Below are 23,195 nucleotides of genomic sequence, written 5' to 3'. Positions count from 1 at the left end.
AGGAGAAAGAGATGATCCAGTGGCAAGATTTACATCATAGTGAGCTCACCGTTCATTCGCTCTATGCGCTGCTTAAACTGCGCTGCGAAGTGTTTGTGGTTGAACAGACCTGCCCGTATCAGGACATCGACGGCGATGACCTCGTTGGCGAAAACCGCCATATCCTTGGCTGGAAGGATGGCGAGCTGGTGGCGTATGCGAGGATTCTGAAAAGCGAGGACGATGTCGAGCCCGTCGCGATAGGTCGGGTTATCGTCAGCGGTAACGCGCGCGGTGAAAAGCTGGGCTATCGGCTGATGGAAAAAACGCTGGAGGCGTGCCAAAAACAGTGGCCGGACAAGGCGTTATACCTGGGCGCGCAGGCGCACCTGCAATCCTTCTACGGTCATTTCGGTTTTATGCCGGTCACCGACATCTACGACGAAGACGGTATTCCGCACATCGGCATGGCGCGCGAAGCGAAACAGGCGTAATGGCGCGTCGTTGTCTATAGTTAGCGGACTGGTGTACTAACATGGAGAAAAATATGTCATTTCAATCCTGGGATACCCGTATCGACGACGACCTGACCTTACTGAGCGAAACGCTGGAAGAGGTGTTACGTTCCTCAGGCGACCCTGCCGATCAGAAATATATCGAGCTGAAAGCCCGTGCAGAGCAGGCGCTCCACGACGTTAAAAACCGCGTCAGCCATGCGTCTGATACGTATTACTACCGCGCCAAAAAAGCGGTTTATCGTGCCGATGACTACGTCCATGAAAAACCGTGGCAGGGCATTGGGGTGGGGGCAGCCGTAGGGCTGGTGCTGGGGCTGCTGCTGGCCCGTCGTTAAGGCGCTTAACCACTCCCTATACGTGGGTACTGATATTTCTTATGGTACCCCGTATAATATGAGGTTTTAACAGGGAGAGGTTCGCGTGAATTCGATTTTCCTCGCGCTGGAGCACCTGCGTACCCAGCTTGCGCAAGCGTTACCTGCAACATCCGGTCTGCGTCAATTCGACGTCTCTTTCCCGTTAAACGATGCCTTCGATCCCCTCGCCTGGCTGGGCGAGCAGCAGTGCTATCCGCAGTTTTACTGGCAACAGCGTAACGGCGATGAAGAGCTGGCCGCGCTGGGAGCGGTCACCCAATTCTCCTCTCTGGCGTTAGCCTCGCAGTTTTTGCGCGCGCAACACGCGCCTGAAGATACCCGTATCTGCGGCCTGAACGCGTTTAACCCGGAGCAGGGCAGCCTCTTTTTACCGCGTCTGCTGTGGCGTCGTACCGCTGGCCACGCCACGTTGCGCCTGCAGCTGTGGAGCGACAGCTCGCTTGAGGACGACGCCCGCACCGCGCGGGCGTTCTTACAGCAACTGCTTCCTGCCCGGGCTATCCGCCCGCTCTCCGTGCAGGTTGAGCGCGAAACCCATCATCCGGAAAAACCGCAATGGCTTAGCCTTATCGGCAAAGCGACAGAGACGATTGCACGCGGTGATTTCGAAAAGGTGGTTCTCGCCCGTGCAACCGATTTGCAGTGTAAACAGCGCGTTAACCCCGTCGCGCTGATGGCCGCCAGCCGCGCCTTGAATTTAAACTGCTATCATTTTTGCATGATATTCGACGCCAGCAATGCGTTTCTCGGCTCCACGCCAGAGCGTCTCTGGCGGCGGCGCGGCAAGCTGCTGCGCACCGAAGCGCTGGCGGGTACCGTTGCCAGCCATACTGACGATAAGCAGGCGCAGCGTCTCGGCGAGTGGCTGCTGAATGACGATAAAAACCAGCGCGAAAATATGCTGGTGGTGGAAGATATCTGCCAGCGTCTTCAGCACCATACGCAGACGCTGGAGGTATTGCCGGCTCAGGTCGTCCGCTTGCGTAAAGTTCAGCACTTACGCCGCTGTATCTGGACCGAGCTTAAGCAGGCCGACGATGAGCTGTGCCTGCACGTGCTCCAGCCGACGGCGGCGGTAGCCGGGCTACCGCGACAACCTGCGCGTGAGTTTATACAGCACGTAGAACCCTTCAACCGCGAGTGGTACGCCGGTTCAGCCGGGTATTTATCCCCCGAGCAAAGCGAGTTCTGCGTGGCGCTGCGCTCGGCGCGCGTCCGGGAAGACGCCCTGCGGCTCTACGCCGGGGCGGGCATTGTCAGCGGGTCTGACCCGGAGCAGGAGTGGCAGGAGATTGAAAACAAAGCCGCCGGATTGCGCTCTCTGCTCCTAAGGGATTAATACAGATTCGCGCAATCCCGATTCATATCAAAATTCCAATTTTTTCTATTATTTATACTGTGTCGCATTCTTGATACCGGACAATCTCATGTCAGTAAGTTCTTTTAACCGACGCTGGGCGGCGGTGATCCTTGAAGCCCTGACGCGCCATGGCGTCAGGCACGTGTGTATTGCACCGGGTTCTCGTTCAACGCCGCTGACGCTGGCAGCCGCTGAAAACCGGGCGTTGATTCACCACACCCATTTTGACGAACGCGGCCTTGGCCATCTCGCGCTCGGGCTGGCGAAGGTTAGCAAAGAACCCGTGGCGGTGATCGTCACCTCCGGTACCGCCGTGGCGAACCTCTATCCGGCACTGATTGAAGCCGGGTTAACCGGTGAAAAGCTGATCCTGCTGACGGCCGACCGCCCGCCTGAGCTAATCGACTGTGGCGCCAATCAGGCCATACGCCAGCCGGGACTTTTTTCTTCGCATCCCTCACAGACGGTTTCGTTACCGCGTCCTACCAAGGATATTCCGGCAAGCTGGCTGGTCTCCACCGTCGATCACGCCATGGCAACATTGCGCAGCGGGGCGCTGCATATCAATTGCCCGTTTGCCGAACCGCTTTACGGGGAGCTGGACGATACCGGTATTGACTGGCAGCAGTCACTCGGCGACTGGTGGCAGAGCGAAAAGCCGTGGCTGCGCGAGCAGACGCATCTTGAGAGCGCGAAGCAGCGCGACTGGTTCTTCTGGCGGCAGAAGCGCGGCGTGGTCATCGCCGGGCGCATGAGCGCCGCCGAAGGCAGGCGGGTCGCCGAATGGGCGCAAACCCTTGGCTGGCCGCTGATTGGCGACGTGCTTTCCCAGACCGGTCAGCCGCTGCCGTGCGCCGATCTCTGGCTGGGTAACGCGAAAGCGGTTACTGAGCTTTCACAGGCGCAGATTGTGGTCCAGATCGGCGCAAGCCTTACCGGCAAACGTCTGCTGCAGTGGCAGGCGACCTGCACGCCTGAAGAGTACTGGGTGGTGGACGCGCTGGAAGGGCGGCTCGACCCGGCGCACCATCGCGGCCGTCGTCTGGTGAGCGAAATTGACAGCTGGCTGGAACTGCACCCGGCGGAAAAACGTCAGCCCTGGGCGGTGGCGATCCCGGAGCTGTCGCGTCAGGCGTGGGAAATCACCAAAGCGCGCTGTGAGGCATTCAGCGAAGCCGGGCTGGCGCACCGTATTCGCCGGTACCTGCCTGAACAGGGCCAGCTGTTTGTCGGTAACAGCCTCGTCGTGCGGTTGATTGACGCCTTTTCGAAGCTGCCGGCGGGCTATCCGGTTTACAGCAACCGTGGTGCCAGCGGCATCGACGGGCTGATCTCGACGGCGGCAGGCGTGCAGCGCGCCAGCGCGAAATCGACGCTGGCGATCGTGGGCGATCTTTCGGCGCTCTACGATCTCAACGCGCTGGCGCTGCTGCGTCAGGCATCCGCACCGTTTGTGCTGATTGTAGTCAATAATAACGGCGGGCAGATCTTCTCCCTGTTACCGACGCCCCAGAGCGAGCGCGAGCGCTTCTATCTGATGCCGCAGAACGTGCAGTTTGAACACGCCGCGGCGATGTTTAGCCTGAAATACCATCGTCCGGAAAGCTGGGAACAGCTGGATGCGGCGTTAAGCACCGCCTGGAAGCAGCCGGGCGCGACGCTGATTGAGCTGGTGGTGAACGAGGCCGACGGCGCGCAGACCCTGCAAAGCCTGCTGGCGCAGGTGAGCCAGCTGTGATCCTCTCGGGCGTGCAGCAGGCCGGAAAGCCAGGCTATCCCTGGCTGGTCTTTTTGCACGGTTTTTCCGGCGACTGCCGCGAGTGGCAGGATGTCGGGAAGACGCTCAGCGAGTATCCCCGGCTCTATCTTGACCTGCCGGGCCACGGTGAGTCAGGGGAGATAACCGTGACGGGGTTCGATGAGATGAGTCATTTGCTCACCCGAACCCTTCTTAGTTACAACATACTAAACTTCTGGCTGGTGGGGTACTCCCTCGGCGGCCGCATTGCGATGTTTCATGCCTGCCAGCAGCCGAAGGGGCTGCTTGGGGTGATTGTTGAAGGTGGGCATCCGGGCCTGCAGGATGAGAACGAGCGCACTGCGCGGCGGTTATCCGACCATCGCTGGGCAACGCGTTTTCGCACCGAACCGCTGGAAACGGTTTTTACCGACTGGTATCAACAGCCCGTGTTTGCTTCCCTCACAGACGACCAGCGCAAGGCGCTTGTTACCCTGCGCAGCCAGAACAACGGCGCGACGCTGGCGAAGATGCTCGACGCAACATCGCTGGCCGTGCAGCCCGATTTGCGTGCCGCGATTAGCGTATGCAATTTCCCTTTTGACTATCTCTATGGTGAACGGGATGAGAAGTTCGCGGCCCTGGCCGCTGAGCTGGACGCCGTTCGCCATGCGATTCCCAACGCCGGACACAACGCCCACCGGGAAAACCCCGACGCGGTTGCCGCGAGTCTGGCTCAGATACTGCGTCTTCGAATAAAGGACACTCTATGATCTATCCTGATGAACATATGCTTTATGCGCCGGTTGAATGGCAGGACTGCTCCGAAGGCTACACCGACATTCGTTACCACAAATCCACCGACGGCATTGCCAAAATCACCATCAACCGTCCGCAGGTGCGTAACGCCTTCCGTCCGCTGACCGTCAAAGAGATGATTCAGGCCCTGGCGGATGCGCGCTACGACGACAGCATCGGCGTGATTGTGCTGACCGGCGAAGGTGAGAAAGCCTTCTGCTCCGGTGGCGATCAGAAAGTGCGTGGCGACTACGGCGGATATCAGGACGATGCGGGTACGCACCACCTGAACGTGCTCGATTTCCAGCGCCAGATCCGCACCTGTCCGAAACCGGTGGTGGCGATGGTAGCGGGTTACTCCATCGGCGGCGGCCACGTGCTGCACATGATGTGTGACCTGACTATCGCCGCGGAAAACGCCATCTTCGGCCAGACCGGCCCGAAAGTGGGCTCTTTCGACGGCGGCTGGGGCGCGTCCTATATGGCGCGCATCGTCGGGCAGAAAAAAGCTCGCGAAATATGGTTCCTGTGCCGTCAGTACAACGCTCAGGAAGCGCTGGATATGGGCTTGGTCAATACCGTGGTACCGATTGGCGATCTCGAAAAAGAGACCGTGCGCTGGTGCCGCGAAATGCTGCAAAACAGCCCGATGGCGCTGCGCTGCCTGAAGGCCGCGCTCAACGCCGACTGCGACGGTCAGGCGGGCCTGCAGGAGCTGGCGGGCAACGCCACCATGCTGTTCTACATGACTGAAGAGGGTCAGGAAGGACGCAACGCGTTTAACGAAAAACGCCAGCCGGACTTCAGCAAATACAAACGGAACCCGTAATGCGTCGCGCGCAGGTTTACCGCTGGCAGATACCGATGGACGCGGGCGTGGTGCTGCGTGAACGGCGGTTAAAAAATCGTGACGGCTTCTTCGTCCATCTGCAGCAGGACGAGCGGGAAGGCTGGGGCGAGATTTCGCCTCTGCCGGGTTTTAGCCTGGAGTCGCTGGATGACGCGCAGGCTGCGCTGTTGACGTGGGCAAAGGCGTGGCGTGATGGCACAAACCTGGCGTTGCCGGACGCGCCTTCCGCGGCGTTTGGTATCAGCTGTGCGCTGGCGGAGCTGGACGGCAGCCTGCCGAAAGAGGCTAATTACCGCGCGGCACCGCTCTGCACGGGAGATCCGGACGAGCTGTTCGCGCAGCTCTCCGCCATGCCGGGCGAGAAAGTGGCGAAAATTAAAGTCGGTCTCTACGAAGCGGTGCGCGACGGAATGGTCGCTAACCTGCTGCTGGAAGCAATCCCCGATCTGCACCTGCGTCTGGATGCCAACCGCGCCTGGACGCCGCTTAAGGCGCAGCAGTTCGCGAAGTACGTCAACCCGGCGTACCGCAGCCGCATTGCCTTCCTCGAAGAACCGTGCAAAACCCGCGATGATTCGCGCGCCTTTGCCCGCGACACGGGGATTGCTATCGCCTGGGATGAAAGCCTGCGCGAGGACGATTTTGAATTTGTCGCCGAGCCCGGCGTCAGCGCGGTGGTGATTAAGCCAACGTTGACCGGCAGCCTGGCGAAGGTGCGCGAGCAGGTCGCGGCGGCGCACGCGCTGGGGCTGACGGCGGTGATCAGCTCGTCGATTGAGTCCAGCCTTGGGCTGAGTCAGCTGGCGCGCATTGCCGCCTGGCTAACGCCGGACACGGTTCCTGGCCTCGACACGCTTAATCTGATGCAGGCGCAGCTTATCCGCACGTGGCCGGACAGCGCGCTGCCGTGCCTCGACGCAGAGGCGCTGGAGCCGTTGCTATGAGCTTTACCGACTGGCCCTGGCGGCACTGGTGCGCGCGTTTTGCCGATAAACCGGCCCTGAGGCTGAATGACGAAGCGCTCACCTGGCGCCAGCTGTGCGCGCGCGTCGACCGCCTTGCGGCAGGCTTTCATCAGCAGGGGGGGGCGGAGGGCGACGGCGTACTGCTGCTGGCCTATAACCACCCGCAAACGCTGCTGGCATGGCTGGCGCTGCTGCAGTGCGGGGCGCGTATTCTTCCCGTTAATCCGCAGCTGCCGCGTCCGCTGCTTGACGTGCTGATCCCGCAGATGACGCTGCGCTTTGCGCTGGTGCTGGATGGCCGCTACGACGGTCTTCATGCCCTGAGCATGCGCGAGCCAGCGGATACGTACTGCGCTGCGTGGCAACCGACGCGGCTGGCCTCCATGACGCTGACTTCCGGATCCACCGGGCTGCCGAAGGCGGCGGTGCATACCTGCGACGCCCATCTTGCCAGCGCTCGCGGCGTGCTGTCGCTGATGCCTTACGGAGATAACGACGACTGGCTGCTTTCGCTGCCGCTGTTTCACGTTTCCGGCCAGGGGATTTTATGGCGCTGGCTGCAGGCCGGTGCGCGCTTGACCGTGCGCGAGAAGCAGCCGCTGGAGCAGGCGCTGCGCGGCTGCACCCACGCCTCGCTGGTGCCGACCCAGCTCTGGCGTCTGCTGAATAGCGAAAGCCACATCGCATTGAAAGCGGTTTTGCTTGGCGGGGCGGCCATTCCCGTGACGCTGACCCAAAAGGCCCGGGAGCAGGGGATTCGGACGTACTGCGGCTACGGCCTGACCGAGTTTGCCTCTACCGTTTGCGCAAAAGAGGCTGACGGCGATCCGGATGTGGGCTGTGTGCTGCCGGGCAGAGAGGTGCAGGTCGTTAACGGTGAAGTCTGGATCAAAGCGCAAAGCATGGCTTCCGGCTACTGGCGGGACGGCGCGCTAATTCCGCTGACCAACGCGCAGGGCTGGTTCGCCACCCGCGATCGCGGGGAATGGCATGGCGACCGTCTGACGATTTTAGGCCGCATGGACAACCTCTTTTTCAGCGGAGGAGAGGGGATCCAGCCGGAATCGCTGGAGCGCGTTATCGCCGCGCACCCGCAGATTAACCAGGTGTTTATCGTCCCGCTGGATGACGCCGAGTTTGGACAGCGCCCGGTAGCGGTGGTGGAGTGCGAGCCGGGAACGGATATCACCCGTCTCCCGACCTGGGTACAGGGCAGGCTGGCACGCTTTGAGCAGCCTGTTCACTGGCTGGTGCTGCCGGCTGAGCTAAAAAATGGCGGGATTAAGATCTCCCGCCAGGCGTTAAAACAGTGGGTGAATGCCCAGCTGTCCGTGTAGTTAGCCGATATCCGGCTCCGGTTTGCGCTGGCGACGACGCAGCAGGCGCAACACCGGCGGCACCACAATCACCATTACTGCCAGCGCTAACAGAACCTTCGCGACGCTGCTGTCCCACAGTATCGACACATTGCCATTGCTGATGGACAGGGCGCGGCGCAGGTTCTGCTCCAGCATCTCACCCAGCACAAAGCCCAAAATCAGTGGTGACATCGGGAAGTGCATTTTTCGCAAGATGTAGCCGAACACGCCCAGGACCACCATCAGCACCAGGTCAAACGTGGTGCTGTGTACCGCGTACACCCCCACCGCAGAGACGGCGGCAATGGCGGGCACAAGGAACCACAGGGGAATGGTTAGCATGCGGGTGAACAGCCCAATCAGCGGGATATTCATTACCAGCAGCATCACGTTAGCGATCAGCAGTGCGGCAATCAGCCCCCAGACAATATCGGGCTGCTCGGTAAACATCGCCGGGCCGGGCGTGATGTTATAGAGCGTCAGCGCGCCCATCATCACCGCCGTGGTGCCGGAACCCGGCACGCCCAGGGTCAGCATCGGGATAAACGAGCCACATGCCGAGGCGTTATTAGCCGCCTCAGGCGCGGCGACGCCGCGAATATCGCCTTTACCAAAGCTGTCGCTGTTGCCGCTGAGCTTCTTCTCGGTCATGTAGGTGATGGCACTGGCGATAGTGGCCCCGGCGCCCGGCAGGATGCCGACGAAGAAGCCAATCACCGACGAGCGCAGCGTGGCGCCGATGCACTGCGCGCCCTCTTTAGCGCTAAAGAGCATCCGGCCGGTTTTGCGCACCAGCGTCTGCCCGCTGCTGGTATGTTCCAGCATCAGTAAGATCTCAGACACAGAGAACAGGCCGATCACGACCACGATGAACTGCACGCCGTCGGACAGGTGAACGCTGTCGAAGGTAAAGCGATAAACCCCGGTGTTAGCATCCACGCCGACGGTGGCTAACCCTAAGCCAATCAGCGCGGACAAAAACGACTTCAGCGGATTTTGCGCCATCATGCTGCCGAGGCAGGCAATGGCGAACACCATGAGGGCAAAATATTCTGCCGGACCAAACGCCAGAGACCACTGGGCCAGCGCAGGCGCAAACAGAATGATGCCGCCAATGGCAATCATTGAGCCAAAGAATGAACTGACCGCAGAGATGGAGAGCGCCACGCCGCCGCGTCCCTGCCGCGCCATCGGGTAGCCGTCCAGTGCGGTCATGATCGCCGCCGCATCCCCCGGCACGTTAAGCAGGATTGACGAAATGCGTCCGCCATATTCACAGCCGATATAGACCGTTGCCAGCAGGATCAGCGCCGACTCCGCAGGCAGATGCAGGGCAAACGCCAGCGGGAGTAAAATCGCCACGCCGTTGATCGGCCCAAGGCCCGGCAGCAGGCCGACAATCGTCCCCACGAAACAGCCTATCAGGGCGATCACCAGGTTTTCCGGGGTCATCGCCACGGCGAACCCCTGCGAGAGGTAAATCCAGGTATCCATAGCGTGCTCCGTTAATTAAGCCAGGCGCCGAGCGGTAAGGTCACGTCCAGCAGGCGGTCAAAGGCATACCACAGTAAAATCCCCATCACCACGCCAGAGATCCCCGCCGCGGGGAGGGTGGCGTTAAACAGCATGCCGATGACCATCGTCAGGATAGCTGTTGCCACCGGGAAGCCGAGCCATTCAAAGCCCCAGGCATACATCAGCAGCACGATCACCATCACCAGCAGACGCTGCAGAATGCGACGCGGCGGCCACTCGACGGTATCCGGGTGGCGAAGCAGCAGCGCCACCGAGCAGAGCAGCATCAGGCCGACGATGCCCATCGGGAAGGGGCGGGGCCCCACGGGTTCATAGCTGTATTCGCTGTGGATCTGCCAGGCGACAAACATCCCGCCAACGCAGAGCAGCAGCCATATCCCGGCAAAAATACGATCGCTCATAGCGCCTCCGCTTATTTCGCCAGGCCAAAGGCTTTCGCCTGCTCGCGGTAGTCATTCACCTGTTTTTTCACGTACTCATCAAGCGGCTTACCGGTCAGGTTAAACTCAAACAGCCCGCGCAGATCGCGCTGTTTCTTAAACTCTTCGGTCTGCTGAAGTTTGTTGAACGCGTCGACCCACCACTGGTACTCGGCATCGGTCACTTTTGGCCCGACGAAGAACCCGCGGATGATTGGCCAGACCAGGTTATAACCTTGCTCTTTGGCGGTCGGGACGTTCGCCAGCTGCCCCGGCAGTCGGTTTTCTGAGAAGACCGCCAGCACGCGGATTTTATCCCCGCTCAGGTACGGCACCATCTCGCTGAGATCGCCGGAAACGGCCTGAACGTGGTTGCCCATCAGCGCCGTGACCGGTTCGCCGCCGCCTTCAAAGGCCACGTAGCGCATCTTGTGCGGGTCAACCTTTGCCTGCTGGGCGAGAAGGGCCGCTTTCATCCAGTCCTGGCTCCCGATAGACGCCCCTGCGCCAATCACCACGCTGTTCGGATCTTTTTCCATAGCGGTCAGCAGATCTTTCAGGGATTTCCACGGGGAATCGGCACGTACGGCAATCATCCCGTAGTCGGTGCCGACGGTCGCCAGCCAGCGCACGTCGTCCACGCCGTAGCGGCCAAACTTGCCCTGCGACAGGTTCAGCAGCGAGCCGCCGGAGAAGGCCACCACCGTTCCCGCTTCTGCGGGTCGTTGTGCGACGATGGCGTTATAGGCCACCGCGCCCACGCCGCCGGGCATGTAGGTGACGCGCATCGGTTTCTCGATGGCCTTCGTCTCCAGCAGGCTAACCTGAATCAGTTTGCAGGTGAGATCGAAGCCGCCGCCCGGCTTGGCCGGGGCGATACATTCGGTACGGGACGGAGCGTCCTGGGCCTGAACGACAGAGGTACTCAACAGCAATACGCTTGCAGCAAGGGTAGAAAGTAATTGTTTTTTCATCGTTTATCCTCACGCCGGGGTACGGGTATGGGTCTTTTTTCTGATTATGTGAACCACCTTGTAGCGGTTCCGTTGCGTGATTGTTAAAACAATAACCTTTCATTTCCCTTTCAATGGGGAACCAACTTTACAGGATGTGACATGCGTCTCTTACTGGCAGAAGATAATCGTGAGCTGGCTCACTGGCTGGAGAAAGCGCTGGTGCAGGAAGGCTTTGCCGTGGACTGCGTCTCCGACGGGCGCGCCGCCGACCATCTGCTGCAGGGTGAAAATTACGCGGTTGCTATTCTGGACATCGGCATGCCCGGTTTTGACGGTCTCGAAGTGGTCCATCGCCTCAGAAAACGGGGGCAGACGCTGCCGGTGCTGTTTCTTACCGCCCGAAGCAACGTGGCGGATCGGGTGAAGGGACTGAACGCCGGGGCAGACGACTATCTGCCAAAACCGTTTGAGTTGGAGGAGCTTGACGCACGTCTGCGCGCCCTGTTGCGCCGAAGCGAGGGGCGGACGCAGGAGCGCCAGCGCCTTGGGGAGCTGGAGTATGACGACGAGGGCTTTTTCCTGCTGCGCGATGAACCGCTTTCCCTGACGCCGCGCGAGCTCTCCCTGCTGAAAGTGCTGATGCACCGCCGGACCCGTCCGGTTTCACGTCAGCAGCTTTTCGACCAGGTATTCAGCCTTAACGACGACGTCAGCCCTGAAAGCATCGATCTTTATATTCACCGCCTGCGTAAGAAACTGGCCGGCAGCGGCGTGCGGATCACCACCCTGCGGGGGCTTGGGTACGTGCTGGAGTGCGGCGATGAGGTGGGTTAAGCCGCAGTCGCTCTACCTGCAGCTGCTGCTTTTCCTTGGCCTGCCGCTGCTGCTGCTGTGGGGATTGTCGGCCTTTAACAGCTACGTCAGCGCGCTGCAGGCGGCCACGCAGGCTTACGACCGCACGCTGTTATCTTCTGCTCGCACCATCTCAGAGCGGCTGGAGGTGCACAACGGCAGGCTGGCGGTGGACGTGCCCTGGGTGGTGCTCGACAGCTTTGAGCTCAACATGAACGACCGGCTCTACTATAAGGTGGTCGACCCCGATGGCCGGGTGATCTCCGGCTATGACGATCTGCCGAAGATGCCGCCTGCGACGTCGCGCACCACCCTCTACCCGGCGCTGGCCTGGTTTTACCACACTGAATATCGCGGCCAGGCGATTCGGGTGGCGCGTCTGCTGCAGCCCGTAAATGAAGATAATATTTTTGGCATGGCGGAGATTTACGTCGCGGAGACGCTCCAGTCCCGCCGCTATCTCGCCAGCCAGCTGCTCTTTTCATCCTGGGTCTCGCAGGGGCTGCTGGTGTTGCTGACGCTGGTGCTGACCGCGTGGCTGCTGCGCCGCGTGCTGCGCCCAATGCGGCAGCTTTCGTCTCTGATGGTGCGTCGCGAGCCGGGCCTGCTCGCGCCCCTGCCTGAGCTGCTGCCCTGGTCGGAGACCCGGTTGCTGATTGTTGCCTTTAACCGCTATATCGACAGGTTGCGCGGCGTGCTTTCGCGGCAGGAACGCTTTAACGCGGATGCGTCGCACCAGCTCAAAACCCCGCTGGCGGTGCTTAAAACGCAGGTCTCCGTCGCCCTCACTCGCCAGGATCCCGCTCTGTGGCAGGAGAGCCTGCGGGCAATGAATGCCACCCTGGACGACACTATCGTGCTCACCGAGCGGCTGCTGCAGCTTTCAGCCGTGAAGGGCAAAGAGCAGGGGGAGCGTCAGTTTACGCCCGTGGATCTGGTTCAGGTGGTGCAGAACTGCTGCTTCTCCCGGCTGGCGCAGGCGCGGAGCAAGGCGATCGATTTAGGGTATGACGGCGTACAGCAGCCGGTGATGATCGAAGGCGATGACGTTCTGCTGGGCGAGCTGTGCGCCAACCTGCTGGAGAACGCGATTAAATATACGCCTGCAGGCGGGACCGTGACCGTTTTCCTGCGCGTGGACGGCGGTGCCGTTGAGCTGAGCGTTGAGGATAGCGGACCCGGCATCGAAGAGGATCAGATCTACCAGGCGATGCTGCCGTTCCACCGGCTGGACAACGTCGGGGACGCCTCCGGTTCCGGGATTGGACTGGCGCTGGCGGGGGACATCGCCCGGCTTCACCGCAGTCATTTGCAGCTGACCCGCAGCGGAACGCTGGGCGGCCTGTGCGTCAAAATGCGCTTTCTGCTGCTTACGTAAAAAAGCCGCAGGTTTCAAATCGTTACAATCTTCCTGTCCGCCGCACGCAGAGTGCTTGATCCCCGGGAGACTCAGGTTAAAATCTCGCGGTTTTGGGACTTCTCTATAATAATTATGCGGGATCGCGACAATGAAAAAAGTGGCATTACTGGGCCTCGGCCTGATGGTTGTATCTGCGGCGGCTAACGCCATTAGTGTTAATGGTTCGGCGGGTCAGGACTATACCCACCTCGGTTTTGGCATGGGTACTGAAACCTCCGGTCTGGCGATGACCGGCGGCTGGACCCACAACGACGACGACGGCGATGCGGCCAGCCTCGGCCTCGGTCTGAACATTCCTCTTGGCCCATTCCTGGCCACCGTGGGTGGTAAAGGTATCTATACCAACCCGAACGACGGTGATGAAGGGTATGCGGCGGCTGTGGGCGGCGGCCTGCAGTGGAAAATTGGCGACAGCTTTGGCCTGTTTGGTGAGTACTACTACTCTCCGGACTCTCTCTCCAGCGGCATCGACAGCTATGAAGAAGCCAACGCCGGCGCGCGCTGGACCATCATGCGTCCGATTACCCTCGAAGCGGGTTATCGTTATCTGAACCTGGCCGGTAAAGACGGTAACCGCGATAACGCGCTGGCTGATGGCCCGTATGTGGGCGTGAGCGCAGGCTTCTAATCGTTCCGGCGCGGCGTTCCGTCGCGCCAGTTTCTCTCATCTCCCTTCCACGTTTGCGCTATAGTGTTTTGACCAAATAAGCGGGAGAACACAATGATTAACGTGGAGATGTTATCCACCGGCGACGAAGTGCTGCATGGACAGATTATCGATACCAATGCTGCCTGGCTTGCCGATCTTTTCTTTGAGCAAGGATTACCGTTAACGCGCCGCAATACCGTGGGCGACAATCTTGAGTCGCTGGTCGCTATTCTGCGCGAGCGCAGCGAACAGTGCGACGTGCTGATCGTGAACGGCGGGCTTGGCCCCACCGGTGACGATCTCAGCGCGTTGGCCGCCGCGACCGCAAAAGGCGAAGGGCTGGTGCTGCACGAGGCGTGGCTTTCGCAGATGGAGCACTTCTTCTCCGAACGTGGCCGCGTCATGGCCCCCAGCAACCGCAAACAGGCTGAAATTCCCGCCAGCGCCGAGCTGGTTGATAACCCGGTCGGTACCGCATGCGGGTTCGCCATGCAGCTGAACCGCTGCCTGATGTTCTTCACGCCGGGCGTACCTTCCGAATTTAAGGTGATGGTCGAACAGCAGATCCTGCCGCGGCTTCGCGCTCGCTTTACCCTGCCAGAACCTCCGCTGTGCCTGCGCCTGACGACCTTTGGCCGCTCGGAAAGCGATCTGGCCCAGAGCCTCGATCGCCTCCCGCTGCCGCCGGGCGTGTCCATGGGCTATCGCTCCTCTATGCCGATCATTGAACTCAAATTAACAGGACCTGCTGCGCAGAAAGAGGCGATGCTGGCCCTGTGGCCCGAGGTGCAGCGCGTGGCGGGCGAAAGCCTGATTTTTGAAGGGACGGAAGGGTTACCCGTTCAGATTGCAAAACATCTCCAGACTCGCCAGCTCAGCGTGACCCTAAGCGAGCAGTTCACCGGTGGCCTGCTGGCGCTGCAGCTGTCGCGCGTCAACGCGCCGCTGCTCGCCAGCGAAGTGGTGCCGTTCCAGCAGGAGACCCTGGCGCAAACCGCCCGCTGGGCTTCCGAGAGAAGGGTGAAGCATTTTGCCGGTCTGGCGCTGTTTGTCGGCGGGCTGGATGAGGAATACCTCAACTTCGCGCTGGCGACGCCGGAAGGCACCTGGGCGCTGCGGGTGAAAATGAGCATCACCCGCCACAGCCTGGCGGTGCGTCAGGAGGTGTGCGCCATGATGGCGCTGAACATGCTGCGCCGCTGGCTCAACGGCAAAGAGGTTGCCAGCGAGCACGGCTGGATTAACGTTGTCGAGTCGCTGTTCGTTGAGTAACGCCTGTGCCGGGGCCTTTCGCCCCGGCTACGTTCAGCCCAGCGCTTTCGCCAGCAGGCTAATCGGATGTTCGCAGCGCTTGCTGGTGGACATCTCAATTTGCCATTTACAGGTTTCGCAGTCCGTCACCACGATATCCGCGCCGCTCTCTTCAATCTGGCGGAACAGCGGGGCGCCAATCGCCTGCGAGGTTTCGTAGTTTTCACGCTTAAAGCCGTAGGTTCCCGCGATGCCGCAGCAGCGCGAATCCAGCACCGTCAGCTCCAGGCCTGGAATAAGCCGCAGCAGCTCAAGCGTATAGAGCGACCAGCCCATTTTCTCCATATGACACGGCGTGTGATAGACCACTTTCAGTGGCAATGTCCCCAGCGGCAACGTCTGCCCGCCGTCCAGCTTGCGCCACAGGAAGCGCGTCGCCAGCTCGATGTGCTCGCGCAGTCCGGCGTTATCCACGTCCAGCAGGTGCGGATACTCATCGCGCAGGGTGAAGGTACAGGTGGACGAGGTCGCCAACACCGGCATGCCTTTGTCGACGATGGCTTCACGCAGGGAGGTGACATTGCTTTTGGCCTGCTTGCGCGCTTTATCGATGAACCCGTTGGCAATCAGCGGGACGCCGCAGCACTTCTCCTTGCTGAGGAGCTGTACGCCGGTTCCCATGGCGTTAAGCACCTTCAGCAGGTCTTTACCCAGCTGCGGGTGGTTGTAATTCACATAGCAGCCGTGGAAAAAAGCCACCAGGTCGGCGTACTGCGCCTGTTCCGCCGCAACGGATTTGTACCAGCGGCGGAAGGTGCCGTGAGAATATTTCGGCAGGCTTCGGTGATGGTCAATCCTGAGCGTGGCATCCAGCAACTGGCGCACCGGTTTGAGCGATGTCGCGGCATTCACCAGCGGGGCAAAAGGCGTTGAGACGCTGCCCATCAGATCGGTATGGCTCAGAATGGCATCGCGAAGCGACGGCTTTTGCGTGCTGTAGCGCGCCCGGGCGCGCTGGATGATATCGCCGATTTTCACGTCCGACGGGCAGGCCACTTCGCAGCGTTTACAGTTGATGCAGTATTTCAGTGCCTCGTCGTACAGCTTGCCGTCCTTCAGGCGCAGGCGTTCACCGTCCGGCCCGGCCTGCTTTGGTCCAGGGTAGCGCGGATTCACGCCGCTGACCGGGCAGACGGTGGTACACACCGTGCATTTAATGCAGCTTTCAAAACGGGTGTCGTTCATTGTTCAGCCTCCACGCGCTGGCGAATCTGCTCGGCCACATACAGCGCCGTGACGGCGCAGACCCCGCCACCGCATCCCTGAGCGATGGGATCGTACCCGCCCAGGAGCGAGCCGATGGCAAAGAGATTGCTGACGGGCTTACCGGAAAGCTGCGGGTGCAGCCGGTTATCGACAATCACGCCAAACTGCTGCCAGGGCTGTGGCGTGAAGAAATCACTCTGATACCAGTCCGCGCGGGAGGCGATCTGCCGAACATCCAGCCCCATGATGGCTTCCCGGATGCCCTCCCGGCTGCTCAGCAGCCCGTTGCTGAAGAAGCTGCCGCTCGCCAGCACCGTATAGCGGGCACGAAGGGGGATATCATCGTGGTTGCGCGTCCAGATTTCGCTCACCGCACCGTCGGTCAGGGTGATTTTTTTCACCTCGTCACCCGCCATCCACACGCCGCCCTGCGCCACAAACTGGCGCTGAAGCTGGGTGTGCAGGCGAATGCCGGGTACGGAAGGGGGCAGCGTGGGCAGTAGGCCGAGCGTGCAGGGCAGACGGTCCGACAGCCAGCGCCACAGGCGGTTGTCGTTTAAACCAAAGCAGGCGGGCATTAACAGAGCATCGCAGGTTTCGCCGAGTGGTCTGAGCGCGTCATACAGCAGCGGCCATTTGTCCTCGTTATCCAGAAAACGGGCGATATTCACCGCGCGAAACTCGCTCGGGTTGTCGCGCAGGACATCAAGCTCGGGCAGCTCTATTTCTGCCGTGTCGGCGTTAACGCCCTGGCGACAGAGCGATGCCGCCGCGAGATGGGGCTGAAAATCCAGAAAGCCGCTAATACCCACCACCCGCACTCGTCCCGCGCTGACGGGGGCAACGGGAACCTCCTCCGGGCTGAGCCACGCGGAGCGCAGGGTGCCGAGCGGCGTAACGCGCAGATGGTTTTGCCTGGCGCTCCCCTTCAGACGCGCGCCGCTGTCCGCCAGCAGCGCTTCGGCTTCCAGCGCCAGGCGGTCAATATGCTGCGCGCCAATCAGGTGATAGGGGTGCTCCGGCGGCAGCTTATCGCGGTACGCTTCGTCCAGCAGATCCAGCGAGCCCGACGAGAAGTGCAGGGCGCTCTGGCCGCGGGTGATAATGGCGCAGCGCAGCCCCTGCTTCGTGAGTTTGATGCCGCAAAGCAAGCCTGCCAGCCCGCCGCCGACAATCACGGTATCAAATTTCATCATGTTGCTCCTTCTCCAGGCCGCAAAGCCCCTGGTAGACCCAGCGGGTAAATTCGCTTTCGCGCAGGGCATCCCCCCAGGCGACGGGCTGAATGCCTTTCCAGCGCTCGTTCAAAAACGCGCTGAGCTGATCGAGCGACTGGGTGGCGGTGGTGGTATGAAAACGCTGCAGCAGCCCGGCCGCACGGCAGGCGCACAGCTCGCCCTGGCAGGTGCCCATTCCGACGCGGGTGCGGCGGCGGAGATCGAGCAGGCTGTTGACCGTCAGGTTCTCTACCGCGTACTGCACTTCGCCTGCGGTAACGGCTTCGCACTCGCACACCAGACTGCGGCTCAATCTTCCTTCACCGAGCCACTGTGGCGTTCTGTCGCCGTGGCGGTAGATGGCCGAACCGCGCAGCGGCGCCGGCAGGGAGATGATTTTTTGCAGCGTTTTTTCGGTAGACTGGCGCGATCCCGGTAGAAGCTGTTCTGCCGTGACGCACGGCTCGGTATTGCCGAGCTTGCGGCAGACGGCATTGGTTGCCCACTCCGCCATCAGGCGGTAGGTCATGAGCTTGCCGCCGGTGATGGTGATAAAACCGTCCATGCCGTCGCGCTCGGCGTGATCGAGCAGCACGATGCCCCGGCTGACGTTCCGTCCGCTTGGATCGTTGTCGCTGGCGACAAGGGGACGCACGCCCGCGTAGGCGCGGAGAATACGCGTCTGCGCCATCACCGGGGCCAGTTTTTCTCCTTCGCGCAGCAGGATGTCGACCTCTTCGGCGGTCACGCGGTTGTAGTCAATCTCGCTGTAGTCCACGTGGGTGGAGGTCGTGCCGATTAACGAAATGGTGTCGCCTGGCACGAGGATATCGGCGTCAGACGGCTTGCGGCAGCGGTTGATCACGTGGTTATTGATGCGGTGGTCGAGGATCAGCAGCGAGCCTTTCGCCGGGAACATGCGCACCGACAGGTCGGCATACTCCGCAATGCGCTGGCCCCAAATCCCCGCCGCGTTGACAACCACGGCGGCATACAGCTCGCTGTGCTCGTTGTACTGCGTATCAAACACCCGCACGCCGCAGATGCGATGCCCCTCGCGAATAAGCCCGGTCACTTTATGTCCGGTCAGAATCTGCGCGCCATGCTCGCGGGCATCCAGCATGTTGGCGGCGGTCAGGCGGAACGGATCGACGGTGCCGTCAGGCACTTTCACCGCGCCGATAAGCGCCGGGTTCACCGACGGCTCCAGCCGCCGCGCCAGCGCCGGGTCGACGGCCTCGGCCTGAATACCCGCTGCAGTGCAGGCGGTTATAAAGGTTGACTGAAAGGCGAGGTCATCTTCGGGAAGCGTAATAAAGAGGCCGTCGGTCGGCTCAATGCAGTGGCGGGCGATGCGCTTGAGGATCTGGTTTTCAGCGATACATTCGCGCGCGGATTCACCGTCGGTAACCGCATACCGCGCGCCGCTGTGGAGCAGGCCGTGGTTTCGTCCGGTTGCGCCCGTGGCAATATCGTGGCGCTCCAGTAGCGTGACGCTTAAGCCGCGAAGGGCGCAATCGCGTGCGATGCCGGCGCCGGTTGCGCCACCGCCAATGATAATCACATCGCTGTAGCGTGGATCGTGAATTGTCATTGCCTTTCCTCTATGTTCGTTTTTTAGCATTTAGCCACATAGATCGTGTGGTTTGTTTGATTTCGAACATAAACGCGCGAAATTCGAAACTGAAACGTGATTTCATGCGCTTTTTTGCGCATTCTGTCATATTTCTGTAACAATCTGTGCGTTGATTCACAGTAACAAACCGCATGTTTTTTTAACATCCCCGCCTCTGTAACCGGGCACGAGATGCCTGGTCATTTTTTGAAAGGCCACGGAGGCTGTTATGCTCAGTATCTTCAAACCTGCGCCACACCGGGCGCGTCTGCCAGAGGCAGAAATTGATCCGCTATACCGTCGTCTGCGTTGGCAAATTTTCCTGGGGATCTTCTTCGGGTACGCGGCGTACTACCTTGTACGTAAAAACTTTGCGCTCGCCATGCCGTATCTGGTGGAGCAGGGCTTTTCACGCGGCGATCTGGGATTCGCGCTGTCGGGGATCTCTATCGCCTACGGTTTTTCTAAATTCATCATGGGTTCCGTGTCGGATCGCTCGAATCCGCGCGTGTTCCTGCCCGCCGGTCTGATCCTGGCGGCAGCGGTCATGCTGTTCATGGGCTTTGTGCCGTGGGCGACGTCCAGCATTGCCATTATGTTTGTCCTGCTGTTCATCTGCGGCTGGTTCCAGGGGATGGGGTGGCCGCCGTGCGGACGTACCATGGTCCACTGGTGGTCGCAGAAAGAGCGTGGCGGCATTGTATCGGTGTGGAACTGCGCGCATAACGTCGGGGGCGGGCTTCCACCTCTGCTGTTCCTGCTGGGGATGGCCTGGTTCAACGACTGGCACGCCGCGCTTTATATGCCTGCCTTTGGCGCCATTCTGGTGGCGATTATTGCCTTCGCCCTGATGCGCGATACGCCGCAGTCCTGCGGGCTACCGCCGATTGAAGAGTACAAAAATGACTATCCGGACGATTACAGCGAGAAGCACGAAGAAGAGCTGACCGCGAAACAGATCTTCATGAAGTACGTGCTGCCGAACAAGCTGCTGTGGTACATCGCGGTGGCGAACGTGTTCGTATACCTGCTGCGCTACGGCATTCTGGACTGGTCTCCGACCTACCTGAAAGAGGTGAAGCACTTCGCGCTGGATAAATCCTCCTGGGCCTACTTCCTGTATGAATATGCCGGGATCCCGGGCACGCTGATTTGCGGCTGGATGTCGGACAAAGTGTTTAAAGGCAACCGCGGCGCGACGGGCGTGTTCTTTATGACCCTCGTGACCATCGCCACCGTGGTGTACTGGCTTAACCCACCGGGTAATCCGGGCGTGGATATGGCCTGTATGATCGTTATCGGCTTCCTGATTTACGGCCCGGTGATGCTGATCGGCCTGCACGCGCTGGAGCTGGCGCCGAAAAAAGCGGCGGGCACGGCGGCAGGTTTTACCGGTCTGTTTGGTTATCTGGGTGGCTCGGTCGCGGCGAGCGCCATTGTGGGCTATACCGTTGACTTCTTCGGCTGGGACGGCGGCTTTATGGTGATGATCGGCGGTAGCGTGCTGGCGGTTCTGCTGCTGGTTATTGTGATGATCGGCGAGAAACGTCACCACGCGGAAGTGCTGGCGCGTCGTCAATAAGGAGCATTGCGATGAAATTAACTCAACTAGCAACCGGTCTGCTGCTGGCAGGCCTGATGACAGGCTCTGCGCTGGCGGCCGATAAAATTGTTATCGCCCACCGCGGTGCCAGCGGCTATTTGCCGGAGCATACGCTGCCGGCGAAAGCGATGGCCTATGCGCAGGGTGCGGATTACCTGGAGCAGGATCTGGTGATGACCAAGGACGACCAGCTGGTCGTCCTGCATGACCACTATCTTGACCGCGTGACGGACGTGGCGGAACGTTTCCCGGACCGCGCCCGCAAGGATGGCCGTTTCTACGCCATCGATTTCACCCTGGCGGAGATCCGCTCCCTGAAGTTTACCGAAGGCTTCGAGATTGAAAACGGCAAGAAGGTGCAGGTCTATCCGGGGCGTTTCCCGATGGGCAAATCCGACTTCCGAATTCATACCTTCCAGGAAGAGATTGAGTTTGTTCAGGGGCTGAACCACTCCACCGGTAAAAATATCGGCATCTACCCGGAAATCAAAGCGCCGTGGTTCCATCATCAGGAAGGAAAAGACATTGCCGCGAAGACGCTGGAGGTGCTGAAACAGTACGGCTACACCAGCAAGAAGGACAAAGTTTACCTGCAATGTTTTGACGCCGCCGAGCTGAAGCGCATCAAAACCGAGCTGGAGCCGAAGATGGGGATGGATCTCAATCTGGTACAGCTGATTGCCTACACCGACTGGAACGAAACCCAGGAGAAGCAGCCGGACGGGAAGTGGGTGAACTACAGCTACGACTGGATGTTCAAGCCGGGCGCAATGAAGCAGATTGCCCAGTACGCCGATGGCATCGGTCCGGATTACCATATGCTGGTGGCGGAAGGCTCAACGCCGGGCCACGTGAAGCTGACGGCGATGGTGAAAGAGGCGCACGCCAGCAAGATGCAGGTGCATCCGTACACGGTGCGTGCAGACCAGCTGCCGCCGTACGCCACGGATGTGAATCAGCTCTATGAGGTGTTGTATAAGCAGGCGGACGTGGACGGACTGTTTACGGATTTCCCGGATAAAGCGGTGACGTTCTTAAAATAGAAAAAGGGCCGTAAGGCCCTTTTTTACATCTCGATCTCAATATCGCCTTTTGCCCGGCAGCAGCAGGGCAAAATTTCTCCTTCACTGATAAAGGCCAGCGGCTCGGTCAGCCAGTCTACCTGGCCTGCGACCAGACGGCAGCGGCAGGAACCGCAATAGCCTTCACGACACTGGTACTCTACCTCCACCTGATGCGCTTCAAGCGCCACCAGCAGGGAAGGATGCTCTTCCTGGCACAGCACTTCGGTGCCAGAAAGGCTCAGCGTTACGCGGCTCATCAGAGCTGGAAATCACTCAGGTCGTCGGTGTTGACTTCAGAATCAATCTGACCGACCAGATAAGAGCTCACTTCCACTTCCTGCGGCGCGACCTGCACGTTATCGGACACCAGCCAGGTGTTGATCCACGGGATAGGGTTAGAGCGCGTCTGGAACGGCAGATCCAGCCCAACCGCCTGCATGCGGATGTTGGTGATGTACTCAACGTACTGGCACAGGATGTCTTTGTTCAGGCCAATCATGGAGCCGTCGCGGAACAGGTAGTCTGCCCACTCTTTCTCCTGCTGGGCCGCCAGCACGAACAGGTCATAGCACTCCTGCTTGCACTCTTCGGCGATTTCCGCCATCTCCGGGTCGTCCGTACCGCTGCGCAGGAGGTTCAGCATGTGCTGGGTGCCGGTCAGGTGCAGGGCTTCATCACGGGCAATGAGACGGATGATTTTGGCGTTGCCTTCCATCAGCTTGCGCTCGGCAAAGGCGAAGGAGCAGGCGAAGCTCACGTAGAAGCGGATCGCTTCCAGCGCGTTGACGCTCATCAGGCACAGGTACAGCTGCTTTTTCAGCGCGCGCAGGTTCACGGTAATGGTTTTACCGTTCACGCTGTGGGTGCCTTCACCCAGCAGATGCCAGTAGCTGGTCATCTCGATCAGTTCGTCGTAGTAGTGGGCAATGCCTTCCGCGCGCTTCTGGATCTGCTCGTTGGTGACGATATCGTCAAACACCACCGCCGGATCGTTCACGATGTTGCGGATGATGTGGGTGTAAGAGCGGGAGTGGATCGTCTCGGAAAACGCCCAGGTTTCCACCCAGGTTTCCAGCTCGGGAATGGAGATCAGCGGCAGCAACGCCACGTTCGGGCTACGACCCTGAATGGAGTCCAGCAGTGTCTGGTACTTCAGGTTGCTGATGAAGATATGTTTTTCGTGATCCGGCAGCGACTGGTAATCAATACGGTCGCGGGAAACGTCCACTTCTTCCGGGCGCCAGAAGAAGGAGAGTTGCTTTTCAATCAGCTTTTCGAAGATGTCATATTTTTGCTGATCGTAGCGTGCCACGTTGACCGGCTGGCCGAAGAACATCGGCTCTTTGAGCTGGTCGTTTTTCGTCTGTGAAAAGGTGGTATATGCCATGAGTGTGTCCTGTCTTA

22 protein-coding genes are annotated in these 23,195 nt (G+C 60.1%); 14 read left to right on the top strand and 8 right to left on the bottom strand.

Annotation, left to right across the window (positions count from 1 at the left end; genetic code table 11):
- Positions 1 to 11 precede the first annotated feature (11 nt).
- The 8 genes from HBM95_15800 to menE all read left to right on the top strand — a co-directional run bounded on the left by HBM95_15800 (position 12) and on the right by menE (position 7,922).
- Positions 12 to 473, top strand: coding sequence for a GNAT family N-acetyltransferase (locus HBM95_15800; GenBank protein NIH44391.1), 462 nt, complete (start codon positions 12 to 14; stop codon positions 471 to 473).
- Between the two features lie 53 nt (positions 474 to 526).
- A complete protein-coding gene (gene elaB / locus HBM95_15795) occupies positions 527 to 832 on the top strand; it encodes a stress response protein ElaB (protein ID NIH44390.1) in 306 nt (101 codons plus the stop codon).
- 85 nt (positions 833 to 917) lie between these two features.
- Positions 918 to 2,213, top strand: coding sequence for an isochorismate synthase MenF (menF, locus tag HBM95_15790; protein NIH44389.1), 1,296 nt, complete (start codon positions 918 to 920; stop codon positions 2,211 to 2,213).
- A gap of 88 nt (positions 2,214 to 2,301) precedes the next feature.
- Complete coding sequence (gene menD, locus HBM95_15785; GenBank protein ID NIH44388.1) at positions 2,302 to 3,972, top strand: 2-succinyl-5-enolpyruvyl-6-hydroxy-3-cyclohexene-1-carboxylic-acid synthase; 1,671 nt, start codon at positions 2,302 to 2,304, stop codon at positions 3,970 to 3,972.
- Entirely contained in the window at positions 3,969 to 4,745 is a 777-nt protein-coding gene (menH, locus tag HBM95_15780) for a 2-succinyl-6-hydroxy-2,4-cyclohexadiene-1-carboxylate synthase (protein NIH44387.1), read from the top strand. Before menD ends, menH begins: the two co-directional genes overlap by 4 nt.
- The gene (gene menB / locus HBM95_15775; protein ID NIH44386.1) at positions 4,742 to 5,599 is read left to right on the top strand and encodes a 1,4-dihydroxy-2-naphthoyl-CoA synthase; all 858 of its coding nucleotides are present in this window, start codon (positions 4,742 to 4,744) and stop codon (positions 5,597 to 5,599) included. Before menH ends, menB begins: the two co-directional genes overlap by 4 nt.
- Positions 5,599 to 6,564 carry an o-succinylbenzoate synthase gene (menC, locus tag HBM95_15770; GenBank protein NIH44385.1) on the top strand — a complete coding sequence of 322 codons (966 nt, stop codon included), beginning with the start codon at positions 5,599 to 5,601 and terminating at the stop codon, positions 6,562 to 6,564. Before menB ends, menC begins: the two co-directional genes overlap by 1 nt.
- Complete coding sequence (gene menE / locus HBM95_15765; protein NIH44384.1) at positions 6,561 to 7,922, top strand: o-succinylbenzoate--CoA ligase; 1,362 nt, start codon at positions 6,561 to 6,563, stop codon at positions 7,920 to 7,922. The genes menC and menE overlap by 4 nt, the downstream gene beginning before the upstream one ends.
- Here the strand turns inward: menE and HBM95_15760 are convergent, their stop codons facing one another.
- The 3 genes from HBM95_15760 to HBM95_15750 are packed head-to-tail and all read right to left on the bottom strand — an operon-like array spanning position 7,923 to position 10,872.
- Complete coding sequence (locus HBM95_15760) at positions 7,923 to 9,437, bottom strand: tripartite tricarboxylate transporter permease (GenBank protein ID NIH44383.1); 1,515 nt, start codon at positions 9,435 to 9,437, stop codon at positions 7,923 to 7,925.
- 11 nt (positions 9,438 to 9,448) lie between these two features.
- The gene (locus HBM95_15755; GenBank protein ID NIH44382.1) at positions 9,449 to 9,880 is read right to left on the bottom strand and encodes a tripartite tricarboxylate transporter TctB family protein; all 432 of its coding nucleotides are present in this window, start codon (positions 9,878 to 9,880) and stop codon (positions 9,449 to 9,451) included.
- An 11-nt stretch (positions 9,881 to 9,891) separates the two neighbouring features.
- The gene (locus HBM95_15750) at positions 9,892 to 10,872 is read right to left on the bottom strand and encodes a tripartite tricarboxylate transporter substrate binding protein (GenBank protein NIH44381.1); all 981 of its coding nucleotides are present in this window, start codon (positions 10,870 to 10,872) and stop codon (positions 9,892 to 9,894) included.
- Positions 10,873 to 11,013: 141 nt separating this feature from the next.
- Here HBM95_15750 and tctD point away from each other — a divergent pair, with 141 nt between their 5' ends.
- From tctD to HBM95_15730, 4 genes are all read left to right on the top strand, one after another.
- A complete protein-coding gene (tctD, locus tag HBM95_15745) occupies positions 11,014 to 11,688 on the top strand; it encodes a transcriptional regulator TctD (GenBank protein ID NIH44380.1) in 675 nt (224 codons plus the stop codon).
- Positions 11,675 to 13,084: a sensor histidine kinase gene (locus HBM95_15740; protein ID NIH44379.1), complete on the top strand. Its 1,410-nt coding sequence runs from the start codon at positions 11,675 to 11,677 to the stop codon at positions 13,082 to 13,084. Before tctD ends, HBM95_15740 begins: the two co-directional genes overlap by 14 nt.
- Before the next feature lie 130 nt (positions 13,085 to 13,214).
- The gene (locus HBM95_15735; GenBank protein ID NIH44378.1) at positions 13,215 to 13,754 is read left to right on the top strand and encodes a hypothetical protein; all 540 of its coding nucleotides are present in this window, start codon (positions 13,215 to 13,217) and stop codon (positions 13,752 to 13,754) included.
- A 93-nt stretch (positions 13,755 to 13,847) separates the two neighbouring features.
- Positions 13,848 to 15,047, top strand: coding sequence for a nicotinamide mononucleotide deamidase-related protein YfaY (locus HBM95_15730; protein ID NIH44377.1), 1,200 nt, complete (start codon positions 13,848 to 13,850; stop codon positions 15,045 to 15,047).
- Between the two features lie 33 nt (positions 15,048 to 15,080).
- Here the strand turns inward: HBM95_15730 and glpC are convergent, their stop codons facing one another.
- From glpC to glpA, 3 genes are read right to left on the bottom strand one after another with little or no spacing between them, the layout of a single operon-like run.
- The gene (gene glpC, locus HBM95_15725; protein ID NIH44376.1) at positions 15,081 to 16,271 is read right to left on the bottom strand and encodes an anaerobic glycerol-3-phosphate dehydrogenase subunit C; all 1,191 of its coding nucleotides are present in this window, start codon (positions 16,269 to 16,271) and stop codon (positions 15,081 to 15,083) included.
- Complete coding sequence (gene glpB / locus HBM95_15720; protein ID NIH44375.1) at positions 16,268 to 17,485, bottom strand: glycerol-3-phosphate dehydrogenase subunit GlpB; 1,218 nt, start codon at positions 17,483 to 17,485, stop codon at positions 16,268 to 16,270. Before glpB ends, glpC begins: the two co-directional genes overlap by 4 nt.
- Complete coding sequence (glpA, locus tag HBM95_15715) at positions 17,475 to 19,103, bottom strand: anaerobic glycerol-3-phosphate dehydrogenase subunit A (protein NIH44374.1); 1,629 nt, start codon at positions 19,101 to 19,103, stop codon at positions 17,475 to 17,477. Before glpA ends, glpB begins: the two co-directional genes overlap by 11 nt.
- Before the next feature lie 250 nt (positions 19,104 to 19,353).
- Here glpA and glpT point away from each other — a divergent pair, with 250 nt between their 5' ends.
- Together glpT and glpQ are read left to right on the top strand one after the other, a co-directional pair.
- Positions 19,354 to 20,706 carry a glycerol-3-phosphate transporter gene (glpT, locus tag HBM95_15710; protein ID NIH44373.1) on the top strand — a complete coding sequence of 451 codons (1,353 nt, stop codon included), beginning with the start codon at positions 19,354 to 19,356 and terminating at the stop codon, positions 20,704 to 20,706.
- 11 nt (positions 20,707 to 20,717) lie between these two features.
- A complete protein-coding gene (gene glpQ, locus HBM95_15705) occupies positions 20,718 to 21,770 on the top strand; it encodes a glycerophosphodiester phosphodiesterase (GenBank protein ID NIH44372.1) in 1,053 nt (350 codons plus the stop codon).
- Positions 21,771 to 21,793: 23 nt separating this feature from the next.
- On the opposite strand, the gene HBM95_15700 is transcribed toward glpQ, so the two are convergent.
- Entirely contained in the window at positions 21,794 to 22,048 is a 255-nt protein-coding gene (locus tag HBM95_15700) for a 2Fe-2S ferredoxin-like protein (GenBank protein ID NIH44371.1), read from the bottom strand.
- Positions 22,048 to 23,178: a ribonucleotide-diphosphate reductase subunit beta gene (gene nrdB / locus HBM95_15695; GenBank protein NIH44370.1), complete on the bottom strand. Its 1,131-nt coding sequence runs from the start codon at positions 23,176 to 23,178 to the stop codon at positions 22,048 to 22,050. The genes HBM95_15700 and nrdB overlap by 1 nt, the downstream gene beginning before the upstream one ends.
- Positions 23,179 to 23,195 lie beyond the last annotated feature (17 nt).

It is taken from the genome of Enterobacter asburiae (assembly GCA_011754535.1).
Lineage (GTDB): Bacteria > Pseudomonadota > Gammaproteobacteria > Enterobacterales > Enterobacteriaceae > Enterobacter > Enterobacter cloacae_N.
Note: the sequence above shows the minus strand (reverse complement) of the source record. Positions and strands in the feature narration are given on the sequence as shown.